Origin of the sequence: Amycolatopsis sp. AA4 (assembly GCF_002796545.1) — a bacterium.
In the GTDB taxonomy this organism is placed as follows: Bacteria; Actinomycetota; Actinomycetes; order Mycobacteriales; family Pseudonocardiaceae; genus Amycolatopsis.
Genome location: NZ_CP024894.1, coordinates 265,802 through 292,438 on the forward strand (window position 1 = coordinate 265,802; position 26,637 = coordinate 292,438).

Sequence of the window (26,637 nt, forward strand, 5' to 3'; positions counted from 1 at the left end):
GTCCCATGCCCCGAGCGAGCCTGGACAAGGATCCGCACGAAGTCGCCGCGATGTTCGACGGCGTCGCGTCCGGTTACGACCGCGCGAACTCGTTCATGACGTTCGGGTTCGACCGGCGCTGGCGCACCACCACGGCGCGCGTGCTGGACGCCAAACCGGGGGAGAAGGTGCTCGACCTGGCGGCGGGCACCGGGGTGTCCACCGTCGAGTACGCACGCGGCGGAGCCTGGTGCCTCGCCGCCGACTTCTCCGTCGGGATGCTCAGGGCGGGGCTGCACCGGAAGGTGCCGATGGTCGCCGCGGACGCGATGTGCCTGCCGTTCGCCGACAACAGCTTCGACGCCGTCACCATCTCGCTGGCGCTGCGGAACTTCGTCGACACCAAGGGCGCGCTCGCCGAGATCCTGCGGGTGGTCAAACCGGGCGGCCGGCTGGTGATCTGCGAGGTGTCGACGCCCACCTTCGCCCCGATCCGGTTCGTCTACCGGCGGTTCATCCTCAAGCTGCTCACCTGGGTCGGCAGCCGGTCCTCGACCAACCCCGAGGCCTACTCCTACCTGGCCGAATCGATGCTCGCCTGGCCCGATCAGCGCGGGCTCGGCGAGATCATCGCGAGCGCCGGATGGACCGAGGTGGAGTGGCTGAACCTCACCTTCGGCGTCGTCGCGATCCATCGCGCGCGCAAGCCTGCCTGACTCCGCCTTCCTCCCCTCCACCGCCCTCAATGGAGTGGCTGCGCCACGCTGTATTTTCGAGTGCATGACGACTTCGCGCCGCAGCCCGGACCACGACGCCGAAGTGATCGTGGTCGGGGCGGGACCGGCTGGTTCGACCGCGGCCACGTATCTCGCCCGGGCCGGGGTGGATGTGTTGCTGCTGGAGAAGACCGTCTTTCCGCGCGAGAAGGTCTGCGGGGACGGGCTCACGCCGCGGGGTGTGAAGCAGTTGATCGATCTTGGGCTGGACACCAGTGAAGAGGCTGGCTGGGTGCGTAGCCGGGGGCTGCGGATTCTGACCGGGGATCTGACGCTGGAGTTCGATTGGCCGGATCTCACTGATTACCCGCCGTATGGGGTGTCGCGTACTCGGCAGGACTTTGACGACCTGCTGGCCAAGACCGCGGTGAAGGCTGGGGCGCGGTTGTACGAGCGGACCACCGTTACCGGGGCGATTACCAACGCGTCTGGCCGGGTTGTCGGGGTCGAGGCGAAGGTTGGGCCGGAGAAGACTCCCGTCAGTTATCGGGCGCCGTTGGTGCTGGCTTGCGACGGGGTGTCGGCTCGGCTGGCGTTGAGTGTCGGGATCGACAAGAACGAGAAGCGGCCGATGGGGGTCGCGGTCCGGCGGTATTACAAGAGTCCCAAGCATGATGATCCGTTTATCGAGGGTCATCTTGAGTTGTGGGACCGGTCTGATCCTCGGGATCCCAAGTTGTTGCCCGGCTACGGCTGGGCGTTCCCGCTCGGCGACGGGACGGTCAACGTCGGGCTGGGGATGTTGTCTACGTCGGCGGCTTTTCGAAACACCGATTACCGGGCGTTGTTGCGGCAGTGGCTCGATGGCACGCCCGAGGAGTGGGGCTATCGCGAGGAAAATGCCATCGGCAAGGTCGGTGGAGCTGGGTTGCCGATGGGGTTCAACCGGACGCCGCATTACCGGAACGGTTTGCTGTTGCTCGGCGACGCGGGCGGCATGGTGAGTCCGTTCAATGGCGAGGGGATTTCCGCGGCGATGGAGTCTGCGCAGCTTGCGGCTGAGGCGGTCGTGCAGGCGTTGGCTCGGCCGGAGGGGCCCTCTCGGGAACGCGCGCTGGAGGGGTATCCGCGGGCTGTTGCCGAACTGATGGGCGGGTATTACCGGCTGGGGAATGTGTTCGCCAAGTTGATTGGGAAGCCGAAGATCATGCACGCGGCTACCAAGTACGGGTTGCGGGTCAACAAGATTTTGCCCTTGGTGTACAAGGGGCTTTCCGGGTGTTACGACGCTCGGGGCGGGGATGGGGTGGATCGGTTGATCTCCGCGTTGGCTCGGGTTACGCCTAGTCCTCGGTGAAACTCCGGGGGGCGGGTGGCTCGTCGCCTGGCGGCGACATTGCGCCTCGGTGTGGAGGCGGGCACCCCGATTTTTTAGTGTGACTACGGCGCTGGGGTGCTTGTCAAGGCGGGAAAGATGCCTTGACAAGCACCCCAGCGCCGTGTTTTTGGCTTCGTATCGGGGGCGGGGGAGGTGTGGGTGCCCCGCGTTGGGTGTATCTGTGCGGTTGGTGGGTTACCCGGGTGGAGCAATGGGTTGTCCGGCCGGTCAGTGTGATACGTCACAAGATCGAGTCCGCTGTCTGGCTTGGCGCGGTTGGTCAAGGGGGCTTTACCGCTGGTCTCGCTCGTGCGGGCGGGGGTGGGCCTGCGGAACGTGCCCTCCCTGTTAGGGCTGCCTTAGTCGGTAACCCCTCGGGACAAGAGTGTGACTCACGTCCTACACTCCCCCCATGCTTTGTGAATCGCTTCACAACCGCGACTTGTCGCTTGTGAACTATTTCACAAGCGTGCCGTGGTCCGGACACGGGCCGTAAGGGCGCCCTGACCCTCGGCGGTGTGACCCAGCTCCCTTAGGGTCGCGTCGAGGGACTCGGACCACCACCCGAGAACAACCGCAGCGGCGCGGAAAGGATGGCGAAGACCCCGTGCTGATGGTGCCCGTGCTGGCGCAGGCCGATCCCGGACCGGCGGCGCCCGGCCTCAACGTGTATCTGCCGCTCGTTCTGCTTTTCGTGCTCGCGGCGGGGTTCGCCGTGTTCTCCGTGCTGCTGGGCCCGCTCGTCGGGCCGAGCCGGTACAACCGCGCGAAGACCGCTGCTTACGAATGCGGCATCGAACCGTCGCCGCAGCCGCTGGTCGGCGGCGGCCGGATGCCGGTGGCCTACTACATCACGGCCATGCTCTTCATCCTGTTCGACATCGAGATGGTGTTCCTCTACCCGTTCGCGGTGAACGCCAACGCCCTCGGTGTCTTCGGCCTGGTGGAGATCGTGCTGTTCATCGTGACGGTCGGGTTCGCGTACGCCTACGTGTGGCGGCGCGGCGGCCTGGATTGGAACTGAACCCATGGGCCTGGAAGAAAAACTCCCCAACGGCATCCTGCTGGCCAGCCTCGAGGGACTGGTCAACTGGGCACGCAAGAACTCCCTGTGGCCGGCCACGTTCGGCCTCGCCTGCTGCGCGTTCGAGATGATGTCGGTCGGCGGTTCGCGCTACGACATCGCGCGGTTCGGCATGGAGCGGTTCTCCGCCACGCCCCGCCAGGCCGACCTGATGATCGTGGCCGGCCGGGTGACCCAGAAGATGGCCCCGGTGCTGCGCCAGATCTACGACCAGATGGCCGAGCCCAAGTGGGTCCTCTCGATGGGCGTCTGCGCCTCGTCCGGCGGCATGTTCAACAACTACGCCGTCGTGCAGGGCGTCGACCACATCGTCCCGGTCGACATGTACCTGCCCGGCTGCCCGCCGCGGCCGGAAATGCTGCTCGACGCGATCCTCAAGCTGCACGCCAAGATCCAGGACGAGCCGATCAACGCCCGCCGCGCCGCGATCCGCGCGGCCAGCGGGGCCCGTACCGAGCTGATCCCGTCCTCGATCAAGTACGCGAAGAAGTGAGCACCGGTGCCTGAGAACCCCGAAGAGACTCCCGAAACCGGCGGCCCGCAGTCCAGCGCGGAGCGGCCCGAAGCCGGACTCGAAGCGCACGGCCCCGGCGCGGCCGAACCGGTCGTCGCCGGTCGCGAGCGCAAGGGCATGTTCGGTGTCCGCGGCAGCGGGGACACCTCCGGGTACGGCGGCCTGCGGCTGCCCGCCTACAGCCCGCCGCCCGCCGAGCGCCCGTACGGCGGCTGGTTCGACGAGTTCGCCGACGAGTTCATGGCCGCCTTGGCGGACAACAAGATCCCGCCGTCCGCGATCCTCCAGACCACCGTCGACCGCGGCGAGATCACCTTCTACGTCAGCCGCGAGCACCTCGTCGACATCGCCAAGGTGCTGCGCAACGACCCGGGCCTGCGGTTCGAGATGCTGATGGCGGTCACCGGCGTCGACTACGGCGTGGACGTCCCGCAGCGGATGCACGCGGTCTACGACTTCCTGTCGATGACCTACCGCCGCCGGATCCGGCTCGAAATCACCATGGACATGGACGACCTGCACGTCCCGTCGCTGGTCCCGGTCTACGCGACCGCGGACTGGCACGAGCGCGAGGCCTACGACATGTTCGGCATCGTCTTCGACGGCCACCCCGGCCTGACCCGCATCTTCATGCCGGACGACTGGGACGGCCACCCCCAGCGCAAGGACTACCCGCTCGGCGGGATCCCGGTCGAATACAAGGGCGCGGAAATCCCGCCGCCAGACCAGCGGAGGTCGTACTCGTGACGATTAACGACGAAACGACGGAAGCCGAGTACGCGGAAGTCCGGGAAACCACCGAAGGCCCGGTCTACCACGTGTCCGGCGGCGACTGGGACGAGGTGCTCGGCGACGCCCAGCACGACGACCGCATGGTCATCAACATGGGCCCGCAGCACCCGTCGACGCACGGCGTGCTCCGGCTCGTGCTGGAGCTGGAAGGCGAGCGGGTCACGCAGCTGCGCGCGGTCGTCGGCTACCTGCACACCGGCATCGAGAAGAGCGCGGAGTTCCGCAACTGGACCCAGGGCGTCACCTTCGTGACGCGCGCGGACTACCTCGCCCCGCTGTCCAACGAGATGTGCTACTGCCTCGGCGTCGAGAAACTGCTGGGCATCAAGGCCCCGCCGCGCGCGGAACTGCTGCGCGTGCTGCTTCTCGAGCTGAACCGGATCACCTCGCACCTGGTGTTCATCGCGACCGGCGGCATGGACCTCGGCGCCACCACCGCGATGACGCTCGGCTTCCGCGAGCGCGAAGAAGCCATGCACCTGCTCGAGTACCTGACCGGCCTGCGGATGAACCACGCGTTCATCCGGCCCGGCGGCCTCGCCCAGGACTTCCCCGAGGACTGGACCGAGAAGGTCCTCGACTTCTGCAAGATCATGGACAAGCGGCTTCCGCTGTACGACAAGATGTTCACCGGTCAGCCGATCTGGCGGAACCGGCTCAAGGACGTCGGCGTGCTGCCGCTCGACGCGTGCCTCGAACTCGGCGTCACCGGTCCGGTGCTGCGCGCCGCGGGCCTGCCGTGGGACCTGCGCAAGACCGAGCCGTACTCGCGCTACGACGAGATCGAGTTCGACGTGCCGACCTCGACCGACGCGGACAGCTGGGCGCGGTACCTGCTGCGGCTGGAGGAAATCCACCAGAGCCTGCGGATCATGAAGCAGGTCGTGAAGATGGCCGAGCCGGGCCCGGTCATGGTGGAGGACAAGAAGATCGCCTGGCCGGCGCAGCTGTCCATCGGCAGCGACGGCATGGGCAACTCGCTGGCGCACGTCAAGAAGATCATGGGCCAGTCGATGGAATCCCTGATCCACCACTTCAAGCTCGTCACCGAGGGCTTCCACGTGCCGCCGGGCCAGGTCTACACGGCCGTCGAATCGCCGCGCGGCGAGATCGCGGCGCACCTGGTGTCCGACGGCGGCACCCGTCCGCTGCGCGTGCACCTGCGGGAGCCGAGTTTCGTGAACATGCAGGCGATGCCCGCGATGGCCGAGGGCGGTCTGGTCGCCGACCTCGTCGTCGTGATCGCCTCGATCGACCCGGTTCTGGGGGGAGTTGACCGATGACGAACCCGACCGCAGTCCCGGAGCCGGGACCGCACGACGCGACGAAGACGTACGCCGCGGCAGGTTCGGACACCGATGTCGCGGCGATCGCGCCCGACCCGGCGGTTGCCGAGGGCATCCTCGCCGACGCGCCCGCGGCGGACGTGTTCGACGCCGACACGCACCGCGAGGCGAAGGAAATCATCGCCCGCTACCCGATGTCGCGTTCGGCGCTGCTGCCGATGCTGCACCTCGTGCAGTCGGTGCAGGGCTACGTGAGCCAGGAGGGCATCGCCTTCTGCGCGCGGCATCTCGACCTGACCGACGCCGAGGTCACCGCGGTCGCGACGTTCTACACCATGTACAAGCGCCGTCCGTGCGGCGAGCACCTGGTGAGCGTCTGCACCAACACGCTGTGCGCGGCGCTGGGCGGCGACGACATCTACCGGAAGCTCCAGACGCACCTCGGTTCGGCGGAAAAGCCGCTGGGGCACGAGGAAACCGCGGGCACGCCGGGCGAACCGGGCTCGATCACCCTGGAACACGCGGAATGCCTCGCGGCCTGCGACCTCGGTCCGGTCCTCCAGGTGAACTACGAGTACTTCGACAACCAGACGCCGGAGCAGGCGGTCGCGCTCGTCGATGCGTTGCAGGCAGGCAAAAAGCCCGCCCCGACGCGCGGTGCGGCGCTGACCGACTTCAAGGGCGCGGAGCGGCAGCTCGCCGGGTTCTGGCCGGAGGACGAGGCCGCTTACCGCAGTGCGGTGGACGGCCCGTCGCAGGCGGTCGAGACCCTGCGCGGCGCGCAGCTGGCGGCCGACCGCGGCTGGTCCGCCCCGGGCATGCAGGACGTCCCACTGCCTGAAGTGGAGAAGAAGTAATGGCCGATCCCATCACTCCGGTCCTCACGAAGCGCTGGCTGTCCCCGGAATCCTGGCGCATCGAAACCTACGAGGCGCTCGAGGGCTACACCGCGGCGCGCAAGGCGCTGGCCGCCACGCCCGAGCAGCTCGTGCAGGTGGTCAAGGACTCCGGCCTGCGCGGCCGCGGCGGCGCGGGCTTCCCGGCGGGCGTGAAGTGGTCGTTCATGCCGCCCAACGAGGACAAGCCGCACTACCTGGTGATCAACGCCGACGAGGGCGAACCCGGTACCTGCAAGGACATTCCGCTGATGATGGCGGACCCGCATTCGCTCATCGAGGGCTGCATCATCGCCTCGTACGCGATGCGGTCGCACCACTGCTTCATCTACGTCCGCGGCGAGGCCCTGCACTGCATCCGCCGGCTCAACGCGGCCGCGCGCGAGGCGTACGCGAAGGGCTACCTCGGCAAGAACATCTTCGGCAGCGGCTGGGATCTCGAGCTGACTGTGCACGCCGGCGCCGGCGCGTACATCTGCGGCGAGGAAACGGCGTTGCTGGACTCGCTCGAAGGCCGGCGCGGCCAGCCCCGGCTCAAGCCGCCGTTCCCCGCGGCCGCCGGTCTGTACGCGGCGCCGACGACGGTGAACAACGTCGAGACCATCGCGAGCGCGTCGTACATCATCAACGCCGGTTCGTCGTGGTTCCGCGAGATGGGCCGCGAGAAGTCGCCCGGTCCGAAGATCTACTCGATCTCCGGTCACGTCGAGAAGCCCGGCCAGTACGAATGCCCGCTCGGCACCACGCTGCGCGAGCTGCTGGAGCTGGCCGGCGGCATGAAGGACGGCATCCCGCTCAAGTTCTGGACGCCGGGCGGTTCGTCGACGCCGATGTTCACCGCCGAGCACCTCGACGTCCCGCTCGACTTCGAGGGCGCGGCCGAGGCCGGTTCGATGCTCGGCACCACCGCGGTCCAGGTCTTCAACGAGACCGTTTCGGTGCCGTGGGCGGTCATGAAGTGGACGCAGTTCTACGAGCACGAGTCCTGCGGCAAGTGCACGCCGTGCCGCGAAGGCACGTACTGGCTGGCGCAGATCCTGGAGCGGATGGTCGAGGGCCACGGCACCGAGGAGGACATCGACACCCTCCTGGATGTGTGCGACAACATCTTCGGCCGTTCGTTCTGCGCACTCGGCGACGGCGCGGTGTCGCCGATCCAGAGCGGCATCAAGTACTTCCGGGACGAGTTCCTGGCCTTGTGTGAGAGCAACAAGCGCGAGTTGGTGGGAGCGCAGGCATCATGACGATCGCGCCCGACAAGCCGGAAACGGCTGAAACCCCCGTCCCCGAGGGCTACGTCAAGCTGACCATCGACGGCGAAGAGGTCATCGCGCCCAAGGGCGAGCTGCTGATCCGCACCGCCGAGCGGCTCGGCACGAGCATCCCCCGGTTCTGCGACCACCCGCTGCTCGACCCGGCGGGCGCGTGCCGCCAGTGCCTGGTCGAGGTCGAAATGGGCGGCCGTCCGATGCCGAAGCCGCAGGCCTCGTGCACGATGACGGTCGCCGACGGCATGGTGGTCAAAACGCAGCTCACCTCGCCGGTCGCGGACAAGGCGCAGCAGGGCGTGATGGAGCTGCTGCTCATCAACCACCCGCTCGACTGCCCGATCTGCGACAAGGGCGGCGAATGCCCGCTGCAGAACCAGGCGCTCGCGCACGGCCGCGCGGAATCGCGGTTCGTCGACACCAAGCGCACGTTCCCGAAGCCGCTGCCGATCTCGTCGCAGGTGCTGCTGGACCGGGAACGCTGCGTGCTGTGCCAGCGCTGCACCCGGTTCTCCGACCAGATCGCCGGCGACCCGTTCATCGCGCTGCTCGAACGCGGCGCGCACCAGCAGATCGGCACCGCGGAAACCGCCGACGTGCTCGACCTCGCCTCCCGCACCACCGGCGGCGAGCCGTTCCAGAGCTACTTCTCCGGCAACGTGATCCAGATCTGCCCGGTCGGCGCGCTCACCAGCGCGGCGTACCGGTTCCGGTCGCGGCCGTTCGACCTGGTGTCGGCGCCGAGCGTGTGCGAGCACTGCTCGTCCGGCTGCGCCGAGCGCACCGACTTCCGGCGCGGCAAGGTCCAGCGCAAGCTGGCCGGCGACGACCCGGAGGTGAACGAGGAATGGCTGTGCGACAAGGGCCGCTTCGCGTTCCGCTACGTGCAGGCCGGTGACCGGATCCGCCGTCCGCTCGTCCGCAACGCCAGCGGCGAGCTGGAAGAAGCGTCCTGGACCGACGCGCTCCGGATCGCCGCCGCCGGGCTGCTGAAGGCCCGCGAGGGCAAGGGCGGCGCGGTGCTCACCGGTGGCCGGCTGACCGTCGAGGACGCCTACGCGTACTCGAAGTTCGCCCGGATCGCCTTGCGCACCAACGACATCGACTTCCGCACCCGTGCGCATTCGGACGAGGAGCTGGCGTTCCTCGGGTCGACCGTCGTGGGCACCACGCCGGAGACCGGCGTGACGTTCAGCGAGATCGAGAACGCCCGCACGGTGCTGTGCGTGGCGTTCGAGCCCGAGGACGAAGCGCCGATCGTGTTCCTGCGGCTGCGCAAGGCGGCCCGCAAGAACCGCACCCGCGTTGTCCACTTGGGACAGTGGACGACCTCCTCGGTGCGCAAGACCTTCGGCGAACTGCTGGCCTGCGTACCCGGCGGCGAAGCGGCAGCGGTGGACGGCATCGCGCAGCACGCGGCCGACGTCGACGCGGCGCTCAGCGGCGAGGGCGCGGTGATCCTGGTCGGCGAGCGGGCCGCGGAAATCCCCGGCCTGTTCTCCGCGCTGCTGCGGCTCACCGCCCGCACCGGGGCCCGGCTGGCGTGGATCCCGCGCCGTGCCGGCGACCGGGGCGCGCTCGAAACCGGTTGCGTGCCAACGCTTCTGCCGGGCGGCCGTTCGGTCGCCGACGAGGCGGCCCGCGCCGAGGTCGGCAAGCAGTGGGGCGCCGAGCTTCCGGCCGAACCGGGCCGCGACGTCACCGGCATCCTGCAGGCCGCTTCGGGCGGGCAGCTGGACGCGCTGGTGGTCGGCGGCGTCGACCCGAACGACCTGCCGGACCCGGACCTGGCCCGCCGCGCGCTCGACAACGTCGGCTTCGTGGTCAGTCTGGAACTGCGGGCGAGCGAGGTCACCGAACGGGCCGACGTGGTCCTGCCGATCGCCCCGGCGGTCGAGAAGTCCGGCAGCTACCTCAACTGGGAGGGCCGCCGCCGGGAATTCGACATCACGCTGGAGGGCACCGGTTCCCTTTCCGACGGCCGGGTGCTCGACACCCTGGCCGTCGAGATGGACGCCGACCTGTTCACCCAGACCCCGGCCGCCGCGGCCGCCGATTTCGCTCGCCTGGGCACCCGCCCCAATGTGGCATTGGGTGCATCTGACGCACCGAACGCCACATTGGGTGCGTCTCACGCACCCAATGCCACATTGGGGCGCTCTGAACCGGGGCCAGGGCAGGCGGTGCTCGCCACCTGGCGGCAGCTGATCGACAACGGCTCGCTGCAGGACGACGAACCGCACCTCAAGGGCACCCAGCGGCCGCCGGTCGCGCGGCTTTCGGCCAAGACCGCCGAAGGGCTCGGCGCGACGGTCCGGGTGTCGAACGAGCGCGGGTCGATCACCCTGCCGGTCGAGGTCGCCGACCTGCCGGACGGCGTCGTGTGGCTGCCCGGCAACTCCGACGGCTCGGCCGTCCGCGCCGCACTCGCCGCCGGACACGGCGCGCTCGTGCAGATCTCCGGAGGTGACCAGTGAGCCCGCAGCTCACGCAGTTCCTCGCCGCGTACCCGGACGCGGCGGAACGCGCCCGGCTCCTCGCCGACGACCCGTGGTGGCTCGTCCTGATCAAGGCGGTCGTGGTCCTGCTGATCGGGCCGGTCCTGACGATCTTCCTGATCGTGTGGGAGCGCAAGGCGATCGGCCGGATGCAGAACCGGCCCGGCCCCAACCGGGTCGGCCCCGGCGGCTACCTGCAGTCGCTCGCCGACGCGATCAAGCTCCCGTTCAAGGAGCAGATCATCCCGGACACCGCCGACCGCAAGGTGTACTTCCTCGCCCCGGTGCTGTCTGCGGTCCCCGCGCTGATCGCGCTGTCGGCCATCCCGTTCGGCCCGGTCGTCTCGATCTTCGGGCACCGGACGGTGCTGCAGCTGATGGACCTCCCGGTCGGCGTGCTGGTGATCCTCGCCTGCTCGTCGGTCGGCGTGTACGGCATCGTGCTGGCGGGCTGGTCGTCCGGTTCGCCGTACCCGCTGTTCGGCGGCATGCGCTCGGCGGCGCAGGTGATCTCCTACGAGATCGCGATGGGCCTGTCGATCGTCGCGGTGATCCTGTACTCCGGTTCGCTGCAGACCTCGGAAATCGTGCAGGCGCAGGCGCACGGCTGGTACTTCTACATGCTCATCCCGAGCTTCGTGATCTACGTGATCTCGATGGTCGGCGAGACGAACCGCGCGCCGTTCGACCTCCCGGAGGCCGAATCCGAGCTGGTCGGCGGGTTCCACACCGAGTACAGCTCGATGAAGTTCGCGATGTTCTTCCTCGCCGAGTACGTCAACATGGTGATCGTCTCGGCGTTCTGCACGACGCTGTTCCTCGGCGGCTGGCGGTTCCCGTTCGTCGGCGACGATTCGCCGCTGAACCAGAACTGGTGGCCGGTCCTCTGGTTCTTCGCCAAGACCTTCATCCTGCTGTTCGGCTTCATCTGGCTGCGCGGCACGCTGCCCCGGCTGCGCTACGACCAGTTCATGCGGCTGGGCTGGAAGGTACTGGTCCCGGTCAACCTGGTGTGGATCGTGGTCGTGGTCGCGATCAAGACGATCCAGTGGAGCTGGCCGCAGATCCTCGTCGGCGTCGGCATCGTGCTGGTGGTGCTCGTGCTGCTGAGCCTCGCGCTGCCGGACAAGAAGCTGCCCGAATCGGACTACGTGGACCTGGCCGGAAGCGGCTATCCGCTGCCGCCGCTCGACCTGCGGGTCCCGGACGCGACGCCCCGGCAGAAGGCGCTGGCCAAGGCGGAGGCGAAGGCCGCGCGGCGCAAGCCGGCCAGTGTCGCCGCGACGGCCGCACAGGAAGGAACGGAAGATGGCGGCAACTGACTTCCTCAATCCCATCAAGGGATTCGGCGTCACCTTCGGGATGATGTTCAAGAAGGTCGCGACCGAGGAGTACCCCGAGGCGGGCGCCCCGGCCGCCCCGCGCTACCACGGCCGCCACCAGCTCAACCGGCATCCGGACGGGCTGGAGAAGTGCGTCGGCTGCGAGCTGTGCGCGTGGGCGTGCCCGGCGGACGCGATCTTCGTCGAGGGCGGCAACAACACCGACGAAGAGCGGTACTCGCCGGGCGAGCGCTACGGCGCGGACTACCAGATCAACTACCTGCGCTGCATCGGCTGCGGCCTGTGCATCGAGGCGTGCCCGACCCGGTCGCTCACCATGACCAACTTCTACGAGCTGGCCGACGACGACCGGCAGCGGCTCATCTACACCAAGGAAGACCTGCTCGCCCCGCTGCTGCCGGGCATGGAGCAGCCGCCGCATCCGATGCGGCTCGGCGACAACGAGCAGGACTACTACGTGAACGGTCCCGAGCTGGCCGCTCAAGCGCAGCGGGAGGCGAAGAAGTGATCGCCGCCCTTCTCGCGCAGGCCCCGGCGGCCAGCGTCGACGCTTCGGTGACGACCGGCGAGGCCATCGCGTTCTGGATCCTCGGCCCGCTCTCGCTGCTGGGCGCGCTCGGGATGATCTTCTCCCGCAACGCCGTGCACTCGGCGCTGTGGCTGGTGCTCACGATGCTGACGCTCGGCGCGCTGTACATGACTCAGTCCGCGCCGTTCCTCGGGTTCACCCAGATCATCGTCTACACCGGCGCGATCATGATGCTGTTCCTGTTCGTGCTGATGCTGGTCGGCCGGGACAGCTCGGACTCGGTGGTCGAGGTGCTGCGCGGGCAGCGGCTCGCCGCCGGGGTGCTCGGCATCGGGCTCGCCGCGCTGATCGCCGCGGGCGTGTTCCGCGCGATGGCGAACGTGACCCCGGCCAAGCCGCTCGACCCGTACCAGCAGACCGGCGGCGGGCCCGGCGGCCTCGGCCGGTTGATCTTCACCCAGTACCTGTTCCCGTTCGAGCTGACCTCGGCGCTGCTGATCACCGCCGCGCTCGGCGCGATGGTGCTCGCCTTCACCGGCCGCAGCGGCAAGAGCAAGCTCTCCCAGCGCGAACTGGTCAAGCTGCGCTTCCAGGGCAAGCACGACCGCCCGTCGCCGCTGCCCGGACCCGGCGTGTTCGCCACCGCCAGCTCGGTCTCCACCCCGGCGCTGCTGCCGGACGGTTCGGTCGCGCCGGAATCGCTGTCGGAGATCATCGAATCCACCTCGGCGATCCGGCTCATGCGCGAGCGCAAGCTCATCGCGGACGAGGGCCCGAAGCCCGACGCGCACGCACTGGTCGGCGGTTCCGAAAAGGCCGCGCCGGCCGAGGAAGAAGAGGGGGAAGGAAAGTGACCCCGAGCTACTACCTGCTGCTGTCCGCGCTGCTGTTCTGCATCGGCGCGGTGGGGGTGCTGGTCCGCCGCAACGCGATCGTCGTGTTCATGTGCATCGAGCTGATGCTGAACGCGGTGAACCTGACCCTGGTCACCTTCGCCCGCATCAACGGCGGGCTGCACGGCCAGGTGATGGCGTTCTTCGTGATGGTGGTCGCGGCCGCCGAGGTCGTGGTCGGACTGGCGATCATCATGGCCATCTTCCGCACCCGCCGCTCGGCCTCGGTCGACGACACGAACCTGCTGAAGTACTAAGGGAGACGACCGAGTGACCGCATCATCGTGGCTGCTGGTGGCCCTTCCCGCCCTCGGCGCCCTCGTTCTGCTGCTCTCCGGCAAACGCGCGAAAGCGTGGGGGCACCTGCTCGGCTGTGCCACCGTCACGCTCGCCTTCGTGTACGCCGTGATCCTGTTCTTCTCCACCGACAGCCACTCGGTCACCGACACCAAGGTCTACTCCTGGATCCCGGTGACCCAGCTGCAAGTGGACTTCGGGCTGCGCATCGACGCGCTGTCGCTGACGTTCGTGCTGCTGATCACCGGCGTCGGCATGCTGATCCACTTCTATTCGATCGGCTACATGGCCGACGACGAGGGCCGATACCGCTTCTTCGCGTACCTGAACCTGTTCGTCGCCTCGATGCTGATCCTGGTGCTGGGCAACAGCTTCGTGACGCTGTACCTCGGCTGGGAGGGCGTGGGCCTCGCCTCGTACCTGCTGATCGGCTGGTATCAGAACCGCCCGTCCGCGGCGACCGCGGCGAAGAAGGCGTTCCTGATGAACCGCGTCGGCGACGTCGGGCTCGCGCTGGCGATCTTCCTGATGTTCAAGTACGTCGGGTCGACCGGCTACGCGCAGGTCTTCGAGGGCGTCGCGCAGGGCAAGATCCCGCCGGGCGCGGTCACCGCCATCGCGATCCTGCTGCTGCTGGGCGCGTGCGGTAAGTCCGGCCAGTTCCCGCTGCAGGCGTGGCTGCCGGACGCGATGGAGGGCCCGACCCCGGTGTCGGCGCTCATCCACGCGGCGACGATGGTCACCGCGGGCGTGTACCTGGTGGCCCGCTCCAACGTCATCTTCACCGCGACGCCGGACGGACGGCTGGTGGTCACCCTGGTCGGCGCGGTCACGCTGCTGCTCGGGTGCGTTGTCGGCTGTGCCTACGACGACATCAAGAAGGTGCTCGCGTACTCGACGGTCAGCCAGATCGGCTACATGATGCTGGCGGTCGGCCTCGGGCCGGGCATTTACGCGCTGGGCATCATGCACCTGGTGGCGCACGGCTTCTTCAAGGCCGGGCTGTTCCTCGGGGCCGGTTCGGTCATGCACGGCATGAACGACGAGGTCGACATGCGCAAGTTCGGCGGCCTGGCCAAGCGGATGCCGATCACCTTCGTCACCTTCGGCCTCGGCTACCTGGCGATCATCGGCTTCCCGTTCCTCACCGGGTACTACACGAAGGACGCGATCATCGAGGCCGCGTTCGGCCAGGAAGGCTGGCGCGGCTGGGCGTTCGGCCTCGCGACGGTGATCGGCGCCGGGCTCACCGCGTTCTACATGACGCGGCTGATGATGATGACCTTCTTCGGCAAGGAACGCTGGAAGGACATCAAGTCCTCGGACGGACGCGACTTCCACCCGCACGAGTCCAAGCCGATCATGTGGGTCCCGATGGCGATCCTGGCGGTCGGCTCGGTCGGCGCGGGCGCGTTCTTCGCGATCGGCAACCGGTTCGTCGACTGGCTGGCCCCGGTGGTCGGCCAGTTCGAGGAGGCCGAGCACACCCCGATCCCGTCGTGGACGGTCCCGGCGGCGACGCTGGTGCTGGCCGCGCTCGGCGTGCTGCTCGCGGTCTGGCTGTTCCGCCCGTCGCGCGACGTCCCGATCGAGAAGCCCGAGCGGGTGTCTTGGCCGGTGCGCGCGGCGCGCAAGGACCTGTACGGCAACGCGCTCAACGAAACCCTGGTCGCCCGTCCGGGCACCTGGCTGGCGCGGGCGCTGGTGTACGTGGACAACCGCGGCGTCGACGGCGCGGTGAACGGCCTCGCCGCGGCACTCGGCGGCGGGTCCGGGCGGTTGCGCCGGACGCAGACCGGATTCGTGCGGTCGTACGCACTGTCCATGCTCGGCGGCACGTTCCTGCTTCTCGCGGCCCTTCTGCTGGTGAGGTTCTCCTGACATGACTTGGCTTCTGGCGCTCATCCTGCTGCCGCTGGCCGGCTCGCTGGTGCTGGCGTTCCTCAAGGGAAACGACCGGGCCGCGGTCGCCACGGCGCTCGCCGTGTCCATTGTGGAGTTCCTGCTGGTCATCCCGTTCTGGGCGAGCTACTCGCCCTCGGGCGAGCGCATCCAGCAGGCCACCACGATGGACTGGATCCCGAGCTTCGGCATCCACATCTCGTTCGGCACCGACGGCATCTCGCTGATCATGATCGCGGTGATCGCGCTGCTGGTGCCGATCGTCGTCGGCGGGCTCGGGCTCACCGACAAACTGCCCGCCGGCCGCAGCGCGGGCGGGTTCCTGTCGCTGATCCTGCTGCAGGAGGCGATCACGATCGGCGTCTTCGCGGCGACCGACGTGTTCCTCTTCTACGTGCTGTTCGAGATCATGCTGATCCCGATGTACTTCCTGATCGGCGGCTACGGCGGCGCGAACCGGCAGTACGCGGCGGTGAAGTTCTTCCTGTACTCGTTCCTCGGCGGCCTGATCATGCTGGCCTCGGCGATCGGGGCGTACTCGCTGGCCTCGGACAAGCTCGGCGGCAAGGGCACGTTCGACTGGGCCACGCTGGTGACGGTGGTGCGCGACGCGCCGACCGGCACGCAGATCTGGCTGTTCCTCGGCTTCTTCCTTGCGTTCGCGATCAAGGCCCCGCTGGTCCCGTTCCACACCTGGCTGCCGGACGCCGCGGGCCAGGCCCCGATCGGCGTCGCGGTGCTGCTGGTCGGCGTGCTGGACAAGGTCGGCACGTTCGGTTTCCTGCGGTACTGCCTGCCGATGTTCCCGGAGGGCAGCAAGGCGCTCGCGCCGCTGGTGCTGATCCTGTCGGTGATCGGCGTGCTGTACGGCTCGATCCTCGCGGCCGGGCAGCAGGACATGAAGCGGTTCATCGCGTACGTGTCGATCGCCCACTTCGGGTTCATCGCGCTGGGCATCTTCACCTTCAACGAGCAGGCGATGGTCGGCTCGGTGTCGTACATGCTGAACCACAGCCTGTCGACCGGGATGCTGATCGTGGTGATCGGCCTGATCGTGATGCGCGGCGGGTCGAGCCGGATCTCGGACTACGGCGGCATGGCGAAGGTGACCCCGCTGCTCGGCGGAATGCTGTTGCTGGCCGGGCTTTCCGCGCTGTCGCTGCCCGGGACCAACTCGTTCGTGAGCGAGTTCCTCGTGCTGCTGGGGTCCTTTGTGGACCAGCCGGTGTACACGATCCTCGCGACCGTGGGCATGGTGCTCGCCGCGGCTTACGTGCTGTGGCTGTACCAGCGGATCATGCAAGGCCCGGTTCGCGGCGATGCTCTCGTGGGCGTCGGCGGTGGGCCGGGCACGGCGATCGCGCCGGAACTCGGCGCGCGCAAGGCCATTACCGACCTGGGCAAACGCGAGATCGCGATCCTCGCGCCCCTGGTCATCCTGATCATCGGACTGGGTTTCTATCCCAAGCCGATGCTCGACACGATCACCCCGTCGGTGCAGGCGACGCTGTCTGCCGTGCAGGGAGGCAAGTAAACCGTGCTCGACATGTTCCTGGCGCAGGCGCCGGCAGCGCCGCTGGAAGTGCCTTCGGTCGATTACGCGGCCGTGCTGCCGATGCTGATCGTCTTCGGCGTCGCGTGCATCGGCGTGCTGGTGGAAGCGTTCGCGCCGAAGGCCACGCGGTGGGGGATCCAGGTGACGATCTCCCTCGTCGCGATCCTCGCCGCGGGGGTTTCGCTGATCCTGTACGCGACCGGCGCTTCTGCTACGAAAGCCGGTACGACGACGTTCTCCGGTTCGATTTCGGTGGACCGGCCGTCGTTGTTCCTGTGGGGCACGCTGCTGTTGCTCGGCCTCGGTGCGGTCTTCCTGATCGCGGACCGGAAGGTCGAGCCGGGCGGCGCGTTCGTGGCGCAGGCGGCGATCCGGCCGGGCACGGTGCAGGATCGGGCGCAGGCGGCTACTACGTCGCAGACTGAGGTTTTTCCGCTGACGCTCTTCGCGCTTGGCGGGATGATGACATTCTGTGCGGCGAATGATCTTCTTACGATGTTTATCGCGTTGGAAGTGCTTTCGCTGCCGTTGTATCTGATGTGCGGACTGGCTCGCCGTCGTCGGCTGATCTCGCAGGAAGCGGCGGTCAAGTACTTCCTGCTCGGGGCGTTCTCGTCGGCGTTCTTCCTGTACGGGCTGGCGTTGCTGTACGGGTACGCGGACTCGGTGAAGCTGGTCGACATCGCGCACGCGGCGGCTGGGTCGGACCGGTCGGACACGTTGTTGTTCGCTGGTCTTGGGCTGCTTGTCGTGGGGCTGCTGTTCAAGGGCTCGGTCGGGCCGTTCCACACGTGGACGCCGGACGTTTATCAGGGGGCGCCTACTCCGGTCACCGGGTTTATGGCTGCCTGCACGAAGGTCGCTGCCTTCGGAGCGATTCTTCGGGTGCTCAGCGTCGGGTTTTCCTCGACCAGCTGGGAGTGGCGCGGGGTCATGTGGGCCGTGGCCATTATTTCGATGGCGCTCGGGGCTGTGCTGGGTCTGACGCAGACGGATGTCAAGCGGATGATTGCTTACTCGTCTGTGGCGCACGCCGGGTTCTTGCTTGTCGGGGCTATTGCGATGACTGAGGACGGGCTGTCCGGCACGCTGTTCTACTTGCTGGCGTATGGGTTTACGACGTTGGCCGCGTTCGGCGTGGTATCGCTGGTTCGGGATTCCAGCGGGGAGGCCACGCATCTGTCCGCTTGGGCTGGGTTGGCTAAGCGGTCGCCGTTGCTGGCCGGGGTGTTTACGTTCCTCTTGCTGGCGTTGGCTGGGATTCCGTTGACCAGTGGGTTTGTCGGGAAGTTCGTGGTGTTCTCGGCGGCGTTGTCGGACGGGATGGCGCCGTTGGTGGTTGTTGCGCTGGTGTTCAGTGCGGTGGCTGCGTTCTTCTATCTGCGGGTCATTGTGTTGATGTACTTCTCGGAGCCTGCTGCGGACGGGCCTACGGTGACTGTGCCGGGTGGGTTTACTACTGCGGCTATTGCTTTGGGGGTTGTGGTTACGTTGGTGCTTGGGGTTCTTCCGGCCTTTGCGTTGGATTGGGCTGGGGCCGGGGGGTTTGCTTCCTGAGTCTCGGGCGGCTCGTCGCCTGGCGGCGACATTGAACCGCCCCGGGTTTGATGGAGGCTCCATCGTGTGAGTGAGGATGGAGTTATGGGCCGGTCTTCGAGGCATCCGCGTGAGGTGCGTGAGCGCGCGGTTGCGTTGGTGTTTGAGCAGGTAGAGCAGTACTCGTCGCAGTGGGAGGCGATCACGTCGATCGCGGCGAAGGTGGGGGTGTCGGCCGAGTCGCTGCGCCGGTGGGTGCGGCAGGCTGAGACCGATCAGGGTGCGCGGCCGGGTGTCACGACTGCGGAGTCGGAGCGGGTGCGCGAGCTCGAGCGTGAGAATCGTGAGTTGCGCCGGGCGAATGAGATCCTGAAAGCGGCATCGATTTTCTTCGCGAGGGAGCTCGACCCTCGACCGCCGCGCTCGTAGCGTTCATCACGGATTATCGGGACCGGTTCGGAGTCGAGCCGATCTGTGCCGTGCTGACCGAGTTCGGGATCAAGATCGCTCCGTCCACCTATTATGCCGCGCTTTCCCGTCCGATGTCGGCGAGGGAAGTTCGCGATGAGGAGTTGAAGAAGGAAATTCAGCGCGTGTACGACGAGAATTACCTGGTGTACGGTGCCCGGAAGGTATGGCGTCAGCTGAACCGGGAAGGCGTTCGGGCGGGCCGGGGCCGGGTGGAACGACTGATGCGCGCGATGGGCTTGGCCGGCGCGGTCCGCGGGAAGAAGGTGCGCACCACGGTGTCCGATCCCGGCGGTGCCCGCGCCGCGGACCTGGTGAGCCGCCAGTTCACGGCAGGTGCACCGAATCGGTTGTGGGTAGCGGACTTCACCTACGTCGCGACCTGGGCAGGCACCGTCTACGTCGCGTTCGCGATCGATGTGTTCTCCCGCAGGATCGTCGGCTGGCGCGTGAGCATGTCCAAGGAAACCGACCTCGTGCTCGACGCGATCGAGCAGGGACTGCGTCATCGGGACTACCGATGGCGAAAGGGGCAGGACAAGCTGATCCACCATTCCGACGCCGGAAGTCAATACACGTCGTTCCGATTCACGCAGCATCTTGCTGATTCCGGTATCGACGCGTCGATCGGCACGGTCGGCGATGCCCTCGATAACGCGCTCGCGGAATCCACCATCGGGCTCTACAAAACCGAGTTGATTAAACCGAACGGGCCATGGCACAATAAGCAAGAAGTCGACGTCGCGACTGCCGCGTGGATCGAGTGGTACAACACCCAGCGCCTCCACGGAGCATGCGGCGACCGGCCACCCGTCGAATTCGAGACCCTGTACGAGGACGGCGACCTGATCAGTCTGGTCGCCTGACCCCAACAACGAGTCTCTACCGAACCCGGGGCGGTTCACATTGCCGTTTTGGTGGTTGTGTGGGCACCCCGATTTTTTAGTGTGACTACGGCGCTGGGGTGCTTGTCAAGGCGGGAAAGATGCCTTGACAAGCACCCCAGCGCCGTGTTTTTGGCTTCGTATCGGGGGCGGGGGAGGTGTGGGTGCCCCGCGTTGGGTGCATCGGCTGCGGTTTGGGTGGGGTGGGGCGGCTAGCGCCCCAATGTGGCATTGGGTGCATGTGACGCACCGAATGCCACATTGGGTGCGTGGGATGCACCCAATGCCACATTGGGGGCGCGGCGATGCGGAGGGCGTGCGGGCGGGCGGCAGCGGGTCGTGAAGGGCTCCTTGAGGGAATCTGATTCCCTCAAGGAGCCCTTCACGGACTTCAGGGAGTGGGCGAGCAGGCGGTGTGGCCGATGGTGACCGAGCCCGTTGCGCCGGAAGCGGGGGCGAAGTCGATGCGGAGCATCGTCAGGGTCATGCTTCCGTCGCCGGGGAGGGTTTGGATGTTGAAGACTGCGTTTGCCAGCAGGGTTCCGTCGGATTTCGTCAAAGGCTTGGTGTAGTTCGCGGGGATCGGCGAGGGCAGGCCGGTGATTCCGGTTAGGCCGCTCAGGGTCCAGTTCGCGTTTGTGCCGCTTTGGGTTGCTTTGCAGGTCACCGTGTAGGTCGAGATGCGGATGCGTTTGCCGCCGGAGCTCACCAGGGCCGACAGTTCGAAGTTGTTTCCCGTCGCGGTCGACGTCGTGGTGGTGACGTCGTTCGCGGGATCGGTGACCTGGGTGGTGCACGAGGAAGTGCCGCCGCCGAAGGTGACGCCGGGTTTGGCCACCGCGGGCGACGAGGCGCTGGTCGGGCCCTCTACGGCGCACGCGGACTGCGTCGGGACGGAGATGGTGGTTCCGGCCTTCGTGAAGTTCGCGTTGCCGATGTCGGCGACTCCGGCCGGGGTGTCCGCGGCGGCGGTCCCGGCAGCGGTGAGCAAACCGGCGGCGGCCAGTGCTGCTCCGGCCAAAACGGTGCGCTTGATGATCATGGTCGTCTCCTCGCTGCTGATCCTGCTCCCACGGACTATCCGCAGGTCCGAATCGCCCGTTGCGTCCTTGGGCGGCGATCACCCGTCCGGGAGCGCGGATCAACCCGTTCGTGGACCCGGGCGCGAGTGTCGCGTTCGTCACCGTTTCCGCAGGACAGCGGGTAAAGGCAGGCCGCGGGGCAACCACTACCCTGAAGGGGGTAACCGACTGGCGAAGAGCGCCACGAGAGAGCGGAGCCGACGTGTCTGTGTCTTCACCACCTCCGGGGGCGGCCCGGGATGGCGCTGTCGAGGACCTGCGCGCGACCGTCGGGCTGCAGATCCAGGACGAGCCGTTGCTGCGGGCCATCGCGAGCGGGCTGGCGGACGTCGAGACGATGCTGCGGGACGTCGTGAAGAGTGACGTGCCGGCGGTGCACGACGCCGCGTTGCACCTGGTCGAGGCGGGGGGCAAACGTTTTCGTCCGCTGTTCACGCTGCTGTCCGCCCAGTTCGGGCCCAAGCAGGGCGAGCAGGTGCTGGTCGCGGCCGCGGCGGTGGAGCTGGTGCACCTGGCGACGCTGTACCACGATGACGTGATGGACGAGGCGACCATGCGCCGCGGCGCGGAGAGCGTCAACTCGCGCTGGGACAACACCGTCGCCATCCTCACCGGCGACTATCTCTTCGCACACGCCTCCCGGCTCGTCGCCGACCTCGGCACGGACGCCGCGCGGATCATCGCCGAGACGTTCGGCGAGCTGGTCAGCGGGCAGATGCGCGAGACCGTCGGTCCTGGGCCCGGCGACGACCCGGTCGAGCACTACCTCACCGTGATCGCGCAGAAGACCGGTTCGCTGATCGCGACGTCGGGACGCTTCGGCGGCATGATGTCCGGCGCGGCCGAGGAGCACATCCAGGCGCTGCGCCGCTTCGGCGACATCATCGGCGCGGCCTTCCAGATCTCCGACGACGTCATCGACATCGCGTCGCCGTCGGTCGAGCTGGGCAAGGCGCAGGGCACTGACCTGCGGGAAGGCGTCCGTACGCTGCCGATGCTGTACGCGCTGGCCGATCCGGGCACCGACCCGCGGCTCGTGGAGCTGCTCGCCGGCCCGATCACCGACGACGCGCTCGTCGCCGAGGCGCTCGAGCTGCTGCGCCGTTCCAGCGGCCTCGAACGCGCGCGGGAAACCCTTTCCGACTACGCTTCCCGAGCACGTGCCGAGCTCGCCTCGCTGCCCGCTTCCCCTGCGCGCGACGCTTGCGAGTCGGTCGCCGACTACCTGGTCGCGCGAACGTTCTAAAAGGGGCGAGAAATGTCCATTTTCGGGCAGGTGTGGCTCTGGAGCCTGCTGGCCTTCATTGTCGGTGCGGTCCTCGCATGGCTGGTGCTGGCTCGTCCGGCGCGCAAGCGGGTGGGCGAACTGGAAGCGGAACTGGCGAGCGCGCACGCCGACACGGCCCGCGCCGCGGCCAGCACGCCCGCGCGCACCGCGGTGCTGCCGCCCGCGGAGGACTGGACCAGAGACCGCCGCGAGCACGCTCCGACGGAAGTCATCCAGGCGACTAGCGCTTTCGAGCCGGAAGCCGAGTACGACGCGGAGTACCGCACGGCTCCCGAACCGGCGGCTGCCGCTGCCGCGGAAGCTCCGGAGGACGACGTCGACGAGGCGTTCGCGCAGGCCGAGGCCCGCGAACACCAGAACGGTCTTTTCGACAGCGCACCGGCCGAGACCGCTCCGGAGGACTCCGGTTCGGCCTACCGCGCCGCGGCCACCGAGTACCTGCAGCCCGCCGAAACCGGTTCGCACCGCATCGCCGAACCGGCCGAGGACCACGACAGCGGCTACCACCGGATCGCGGAACCGGCGGACGAGCACGACAGCGGCTACCACCGTCTCCCGGAACCGGCCGAGGACTACTCGGAGCCGGTCGAGGAAGAGCCGGGCCGCCACGTGGCCGAGCCCGCCGACGGTCTGTCCTCTTTGGAGCGACGGCTTGACCCGACTCCGTTGGACAGCACCGCTTCGGAGCCCGAGCCGGTCTCGCTGTTCCGCCCGGGTCCGGGCCGGGCGGCCGAACCGGAACCGGACTGGTTCAACCAGCCGGACGCCGCGCAGCGCTCGCCGTTCCAGGAACCAGCCGAGCCGGCGGTCGGCCACCTCGAAGAGGATTCGACGACCGATCACCTGATCCCGAACGCCGGGCCCGTTGCCGAACCGGCGGTTGGGTCCGTCGGGGGGTCCGCCGCCGAGTCCACAGAGGACACCGCGGAAAGCAGCCAGGGCTTGCCGAAACGCCAGCGCCGCGAATCCCCGCGCGGCGGTTTCGACCCGCCGCGGCCGATCCAGCCGTCGATGCGCCCGGTCGAGCGCCGGGAACCGGACCTGGCCGGCGGACACAGCGGTTCGCTGTTCGAGCCGTCCGTGCAGCCGAACCAGGCCGCGATGGCCGCTCCGGAGCCGCCGCCCGCGCGGCAGACCGCGGACGACGCGGTGCCGCCGGGGCCGTTCGGTCCGGGTTCGGCGATGCCGCGGCCGGGTGGTGGCCGTCCGGCCGAGGGTTTCACGGTGAAGGCGAGTGTGACGGCGTTGCGGTATTGCGGGGAGGATTCGCCGCAGTTCCCGAAGATGGTGGCTGAGGTGTGGTTCCGCAGTGCCGCCGACGCGGAGCGGGTCGGGTTCCGTCCCTTGCATTGAGTCCACATAAGACAGAGGCCGTCACTCCCGAATCCAGGAGTGACGGCCTCTGTCGTGAGTGGACTAAGCGACAGTCCAGGTGTCCTTGCCCCGCAACAACCCCTGCAGGTCCGGCTTCCGGGCCTCGCGCGCCTGCTCGACCTGGGCCCGCGCGGCGTCGTCGTACGTCGGGCGTTCGACCTGGCGCAGGATGCCCGTCGGGACGTGGTTCAGGTTCTGGTCGCCCAGGCGGGAAAGCGCGAAGGCGTACGACGTGTCCGCGATGGACGGGTCGTGCACCACCAGGTTTTCCTCGCCGATTTCCGCGACCTTGCCGACGTCCAGGCCGCCCCAGTCGCCGCGGCGGACGCCGAATTCGCCTTCCGGGCCGAAGCGGATCGGTTCGCCCGCGTGCAGCGGGATCAAGCGGGACGCGGCTTCGTCCTTGTCCCTCAGCACATCGAACGCGCCGTCGTTGAAGATCGGGCAGTTCTGGTAGATCTCCACCAGCGCCGAACCGCGGTGTTTCGCCGCCGCCTCAAGAACCTCAGTCAGGCCCTTGCGGTCGGAGTCCAGCGCGCGGCCCACGAACGACGCTTCCGCGCCGATCGCCAGCGACAGCGGGTTGAACGGCGTGTCCAGCGAGCCCATCGGCGTCGACTTGGTGACCATGCCCTGGCCCGACGTCGGCGAGTACTGGCCCTTGGTCAACCCGTAGATCCGGTTGTTGAACAGCAGGATCTTGATGTTCACGTTGCGCCGCAACGCGTGGATCAGGTGGTTGCCGCCGATGGACAGCGCGTCGCCGTCGCCCGTCACGACCCACACCGACAGGTCCGGGCGCGTCGTGGCGAGCCCGGTCGCGATCGACGGCGCGCGGCCGTGGATCGAGTGCATGCCGTAGGTGTTGAGGTAGTACGGGAACCGCGACGAGCAGCCGATGCCCGAGATGAAGACGATGTTCTCGCGCTTGAGCCCGAGCGTCGGCAGGAACGACTGCACGGCGTTGAGCACCACGTAGTCGCCGCAGCCGGGGCACCAGCGCACTTCCTGGTCGGACTTGTAGTCCTTGGCCTTCTGCGGTTCGTCGGTGGTCGGCACCAGGTCGATGCCGCCGAGCTGCGGCAGCCCGAGATCGATGGCGGTCACTTGACGCCCTCCGGAACGAGGTTGGCGATGATGTCGGAGAACACGTTCTGCAGCTCCTCGGCCTTGAACGGCAGGCCCGCGACCTTGGTGTGCGAGTGCACGTCCACCAGGTACTTCGCCCGCAGCAGCAGCGAAAGCTGCCCGAGGTTCATCTCCGGGACCACGACCCGGTCGTAGCGGGCCAGCACCTCGCCGAGGTTGTGCGGCAACGGGTTCAGGTGCCGCAGGTGCGCCTGCGCGATCGGCATCCCGAGCTTGCGCACGCGGCGGCAGGCCGCGCCGATCGGGCCGTAGGACGAACCCCAGCCCAGCGCCAGCACGCGGGCCTCGCCGGACGGGTCGTCGACCTCCAGGTCCGGCACGTCGATGCCGTCGATCTTCGCCTGGCGCAGCCGCACCATCTTGTCGTGGTTGTCCGGGTCGTAGGAGATGTGGCCGGTGCCGTCGGCCTTCTCCAGCCCGCCGATGCGGTGCTGCAGCCCGGGGGCGCCCGGGATCGCCCACGCCCGCGCGAGCGTCTCGGGGTCGCGCACGTACGGCCAGAACTCGCCGGATCCGTTGTCCGAGTTGGGTTCCGAGGCGAATTCCACGCGCAGGTCCGGCAGGTCCTCCACATTCGGGACCAGCCACGGTTCGGAACCGTTGGCGATCGCGCCGTCGGACAGCAGCAGCACCGGTGTGCGGTACTTCAGCGCGATCCGGGTGGCCTCGATCGCCGCGTCGAAGCAGTCGGCGGGCGACAGCGGCGCGATGATCGGCACCGGCGATTCGCCGTTGCGGCCGAACATCGCCTGCAGCAGGTCGGCCTGCTCGGTCTTGGTCGGAAGGCCGGTGGACGGCCCGCCGCGCTGCACGTCGATGATCATCAGCGGCAGTTCGGTCATCACGCCGAGGCCGATGGTCTCCGACTTCAGCGCGACGCCGGGGCCGGACGTGGACGTGATGCCCAGCGCCCCGCCGTAGGACGCGCCGAGCGCGGCTCCGATGCCGGCGATCTCGTCTTCCGCCTGGAACGTGATGATGCCGTAGTTCTTGTGCTTGGACAGCTCGTGCAGCACGTCCGAGGCCGGCGTGATCGGGTACGTGCCGAGCAGGATCTGCAGCCCGGATTGCTGTCCGGCGGCCACGATCCCGTACGCCAGCGCGGTGTTCCCGGTTATCTGCCGGTAGGTGCCCTTGTCCAGCTTCGCGGGCGCGACCTCGAAGGTGGTCGCGAACGATTCGGTGGTCTCGCCGTAGTTCCAGCCTGCCCGGAAGGCGAGGATGTTCGCCTCGGCGATGTCCGGCTTCTTCGCGAACTTCTCGCGCAGGAACCGCTCGGTGCCCTCGGTCGGCCGGTGGTACATCCACGACAGCAGGCCCAGCGCGAACATGTTCTTGCAGCGTTCGGCGTCCTTCTTGCCGAGGCCGGTGTCGGCGAGCGCGCCCTGGGTCAGCGTCGACATGGCGACCCGGTGCACCTGGAACGGCGAGAGCGAATCGTCGTCGAGCGGGTCGGTCTCGTAGCCGACCTTCACCAGGTTCCGCTTGGTGAACTCGTCGGTGTTGAGGATGATCGTCCCGCCGTGCGGGACGTCGCGGACGTTCGCCTTGAGCGCGGCGGGGTTCATCGCGACGAGCACGTCCGGCCGGTCGCCCGGCGTGAGGATGTCGTAGTCGGCGAAGTGCACCTGGAAGGACGAGACGCCGGGGATGGTGCCCTGCGGCGCCCGGATCTCGGCCGGGAAGTTGGGCATGGTCGACAGGTCGTTCCCGAACGCCGCGGCCTCCGAGGTGAACCGGTCGCCGGTCAGCTGCATCCCGTCGCCCGAGTCGCCGGCAAACCGGATGACCACCCGGTCCAGCTTGTTCACCTCGGTGGACCGGGACGCGGTCAGCGCGCCGTTACCGGCCTCGCTGCCGTTCGCACTGGTGCTCATGGGTCAGGGAATCCCTCTCTCCCGGCGTGCTGCGGGCCAGGGTCGGCTC

Annotated in this window: 22 protein-coding genes; 19 read left to right on the forward strand and 3 right to left on the reverse strand. The window is 68.0% G+C overall.

Features of this window, described 5'->3' with window-relative positions:
- The first annotated feature begins 5 nt into the window (after positions 1–5).
- From CU254_RS01330 to CU254_RS01410, 17 genes are all read left to right on the forward strand, one after another.
- On the forward strand, positions 6–695 hold the full coding sequence (locus tag CU254_RS01330; RefSeq protein ID WP_009072045.1) for a demethylmenaquinone methyltransferase: 690 nt from the start codon (positions 6–8) through the stop codon (positions 693–695).
- A gap of 64 nt (positions 696–759) precedes the next feature.
- The gene (locus tag CU254_RS01335) at positions 760–2,052 is read left to right on the forward strand and encodes a geranylgeranyl reductase family protein (RefSeq protein WP_037712197.1); all 1,293 of its coding nucleotides are present in this window, start codon (positions 760–762) and stop codon (positions 2,050–2,052) included.
- Positions 2,053–2,686: 634 nt separating this feature from the next.
- A complete protein-coding gene (locus CU254_RS01340; protein ID WP_037716414.1) occupies positions 2,687–3,097 on the forward strand; it encodes an NADH-quinone oxidoreductase subunit A in 411 nt (136 codons plus the stop codon).
- A 4-nt stretch (positions 3,098–3,101) separates the two neighbouring features.
- Positions 3,102–3,650 carry an NADH-quinone oxidoreductase subunit B family protein gene (locus CU254_RS01345; protein ID WP_009072052.1) on the forward strand — a complete coding sequence of 183 codons (549 nt, stop codon included), beginning with the start codon at positions 3,102–3,104 and terminating at the stop codon, positions 3,648–3,650.
- A gap of 6 nt (positions 3,651–3,656) precedes the next feature.
- Positions 3,657–4,418 carry an NADH-quinone oxidoreductase subunit C gene (locus tag CU254_RS01350; RefSeq protein ID WP_009072054.1) on the forward strand — a complete coding sequence of 254 codons (762 nt, stop codon included), beginning with the start codon at positions 3,657–3,659 and terminating at the stop codon, positions 4,416–4,418.
- Positions 4,415–5,746 carry an NADH-quinone oxidoreductase subunit D gene (locus CU254_RS01355; RefSeq protein ID WP_009072056.1) on the forward strand — a complete coding sequence of 444 codons (1,332 nt, stop codon included), beginning with the start codon at positions 4,415–4,417 and terminating at the stop codon, positions 5,744–5,746. The genes CU254_RS01350 and CU254_RS01355 overlap by 4 nt, the downstream gene beginning before the upstream one ends.
- The gene (nuoE, locus tag CU254_RS01360) at positions 5,743–6,606 is read left to right on the forward strand and encodes an NADH-quinone oxidoreductase subunit NuoE (protein WP_009072058.1); all 864 of its coding nucleotides are present in this window, start codon (positions 5,743–5,745) and stop codon (positions 6,604–6,606) included. The genes CU254_RS01355 and nuoE overlap by 4 nt, the downstream gene beginning before the upstream one ends.
- Positions 6,606–7,889, forward strand: a complete 1,284-nt coding sequence (nuoF, locus tag CU254_RS01365) for an NADH-quinone oxidoreductase subunit NuoF (protein WP_009072060.1) — start codon at positions 6,606–6,608, stop codon at positions 7,887–7,889. The genes nuoE and nuoF overlap by 1 nt, the downstream gene beginning before the upstream one ends.
- Positions 7,886–10,390, forward strand: a complete 2,505-nt coding sequence (locus CU254_RS01370; RefSeq protein WP_009072062.1) for an NADH-quinone oxidoreductase subunit G — start codon at positions 7,886–7,888, stop codon at positions 10,388–10,390. Before nuoF ends, CU254_RS01370 begins: the two co-directional genes overlap by 4 nt.
- Entirely contained in the window at positions 10,387–11,733 is a 1,347-nt protein-coding gene (nuoH, locus tag CU254_RS01375; protein WP_009072063.1) for an NADH-quinone oxidoreductase subunit NuoH, read from the forward strand. The genes CU254_RS01370 and nuoH overlap by 4 nt, the downstream gene beginning before the upstream one ends.
- Complete coding sequence (gene nuoI, locus CU254_RS01380; RefSeq protein WP_037712199.1) at positions 11,720–12,262, forward strand: NADH-quinone oxidoreductase subunit NuoI; 543 nt, start codon at positions 11,720–11,722, stop codon at positions 12,260–12,262. Before nuoH ends, nuoI begins: the two co-directional genes overlap by 14 nt.
- A complete protein-coding gene (locus tag CU254_RS01385) occupies positions 12,259–13,137 on the forward strand; it encodes an NADH-quinone oxidoreductase subunit J (protein ID WP_037712201.1) in 879 nt (292 codons plus the stop codon). The genes nuoI and CU254_RS01385 overlap by 4 nt, the downstream gene beginning before the upstream one ends.
- Positions 13,134–13,433, forward strand: a complete 300-nt coding sequence (nuoK, locus tag CU254_RS01390; RefSeq protein ID WP_033291119.1) for an NADH-quinone oxidoreductase subunit NuoK — start codon at positions 13,134–13,136, stop codon at positions 13,431–13,433. The genes CU254_RS01385 and nuoK overlap by 4 nt, the downstream gene beginning before the upstream one ends.
- A gap of 13 nt (positions 13,434–13,446) precedes the next feature.
- A complete protein-coding gene (gene nuoL / locus CU254_RS01395) occupies positions 13,447–15,354 on the forward strand; it encodes an NADH-quinone oxidoreductase subunit L (RefSeq protein ID WP_009072072.1) in 1,908 nt (635 codons plus the stop codon).
- Between the two features lies 1 nt (position 15,355).
- The gene (locus tag CU254_RS01400) at positions 15,356–16,909 is read left to right on the forward strand and encodes an NADH-quinone oxidoreductase subunit M (RefSeq protein ID WP_009072074.1); all 1,554 of its coding nucleotides are present in this window, start codon (positions 15,356–15,358) and stop codon (positions 16,907–16,909) included.
- A gap of 12 nt (positions 16,910–16,921) precedes the next feature.
- The gene (nuoN, locus tag CU254_RS01405; RefSeq protein WP_199786130.1) at positions 16,922–18,487 is read left to right on the forward strand and encodes an NADH-quinone oxidoreductase subunit NuoN; all 1,566 of its coding nucleotides are present in this window, start codon (positions 16,922–16,924) and stop codon (positions 18,485–18,487) included.
- A gap of 84 nt (positions 18,488–18,571) precedes the next feature.
- Positions 18,572–19,800, forward strand: a protein-coding gene (locus CU254_RS01410; protein WP_234392748.1) for an IS3 family transposase whose coding sequence is annotated in 2 segments (ribosomal slippage) — positions 18,572–18,851 and positions 18,851–19,800 — 1,230 coding nt in all. Because the reading frame shifts where the segments join, the coding sequence is not laid out codon by codon here.
- Between the two features lie 409 nt (positions 19,801–20,209).
- On the opposite strand, the gene CU254_RS01420 is transcribed toward CU254_RS01410, so the two are convergent.
- Positions 20,210–20,854, reverse strand: a complete 645-nt coding sequence (locus CU254_RS01420; protein WP_100267011.1) for a hypothetical protein — start codon at positions 20,852–20,854, stop codon at positions 20,210–20,212.
- Between the two features lie 254 nt (positions 20,855–21,108).
- On the opposite strand from CU254_RS01420, the gene CU254_RS01425 reads away from it, so the two are divergent.
- Both CU254_RS01425 and CU254_RS01430 read left to right on the forward strand, forming a co-directional pair.
- On the forward strand, positions 21,109–22,146 hold the full coding sequence (locus tag CU254_RS01425; protein ID WP_037712214.1) for a polyprenyl synthetase family protein: 1,038 nt from the start codon (positions 21,109–21,111) through the stop codon (positions 22,144–22,146).
- Between the two features lie 12 nt (positions 22,147–22,158).
- On the forward strand, positions 22,159–23,541 hold the full coding sequence (locus CU254_RS01430) for a LapA family protein (RefSeq protein ID WP_009072090.1): 1,383 nt from the start codon (positions 22,159–22,161) through the stop codon (positions 23,539–23,541).
- Positions 23,542–23,604: 63 nt separating this feature from the next.
- Here the strand turns inward: CU254_RS01430 and CU254_RS01435 are convergent, their stop codons facing one another.
- Positions 23,605–24,669 carry a 2-oxoacid:ferredoxin oxidoreductase subunit beta gene (locus CU254_RS01435; RefSeq protein ID WP_009072092.1) on the reverse strand — a complete coding sequence of 355 codons (1,065 nt, stop codon included), beginning with the start codon at positions 24,667–24,669 and terminating at the stop codon, positions 23,605–23,607.
- On the reverse strand, positions 24,666–26,588 hold the full coding sequence (locus CU254_RS01440) for a 2-oxoacid:acceptor oxidoreductase subunit alpha (RefSeq protein ID WP_009072094.1): 1,923 nt from the start codon (positions 26,586–26,588) through the stop codon (positions 24,666–24,668). Before CU254_RS01440 ends, CU254_RS01435 begins: the two co-directional genes overlap by 4 nt.
- Between the last annotated feature and the right edge of the window lie 49 nt (positions 26,589–26,637).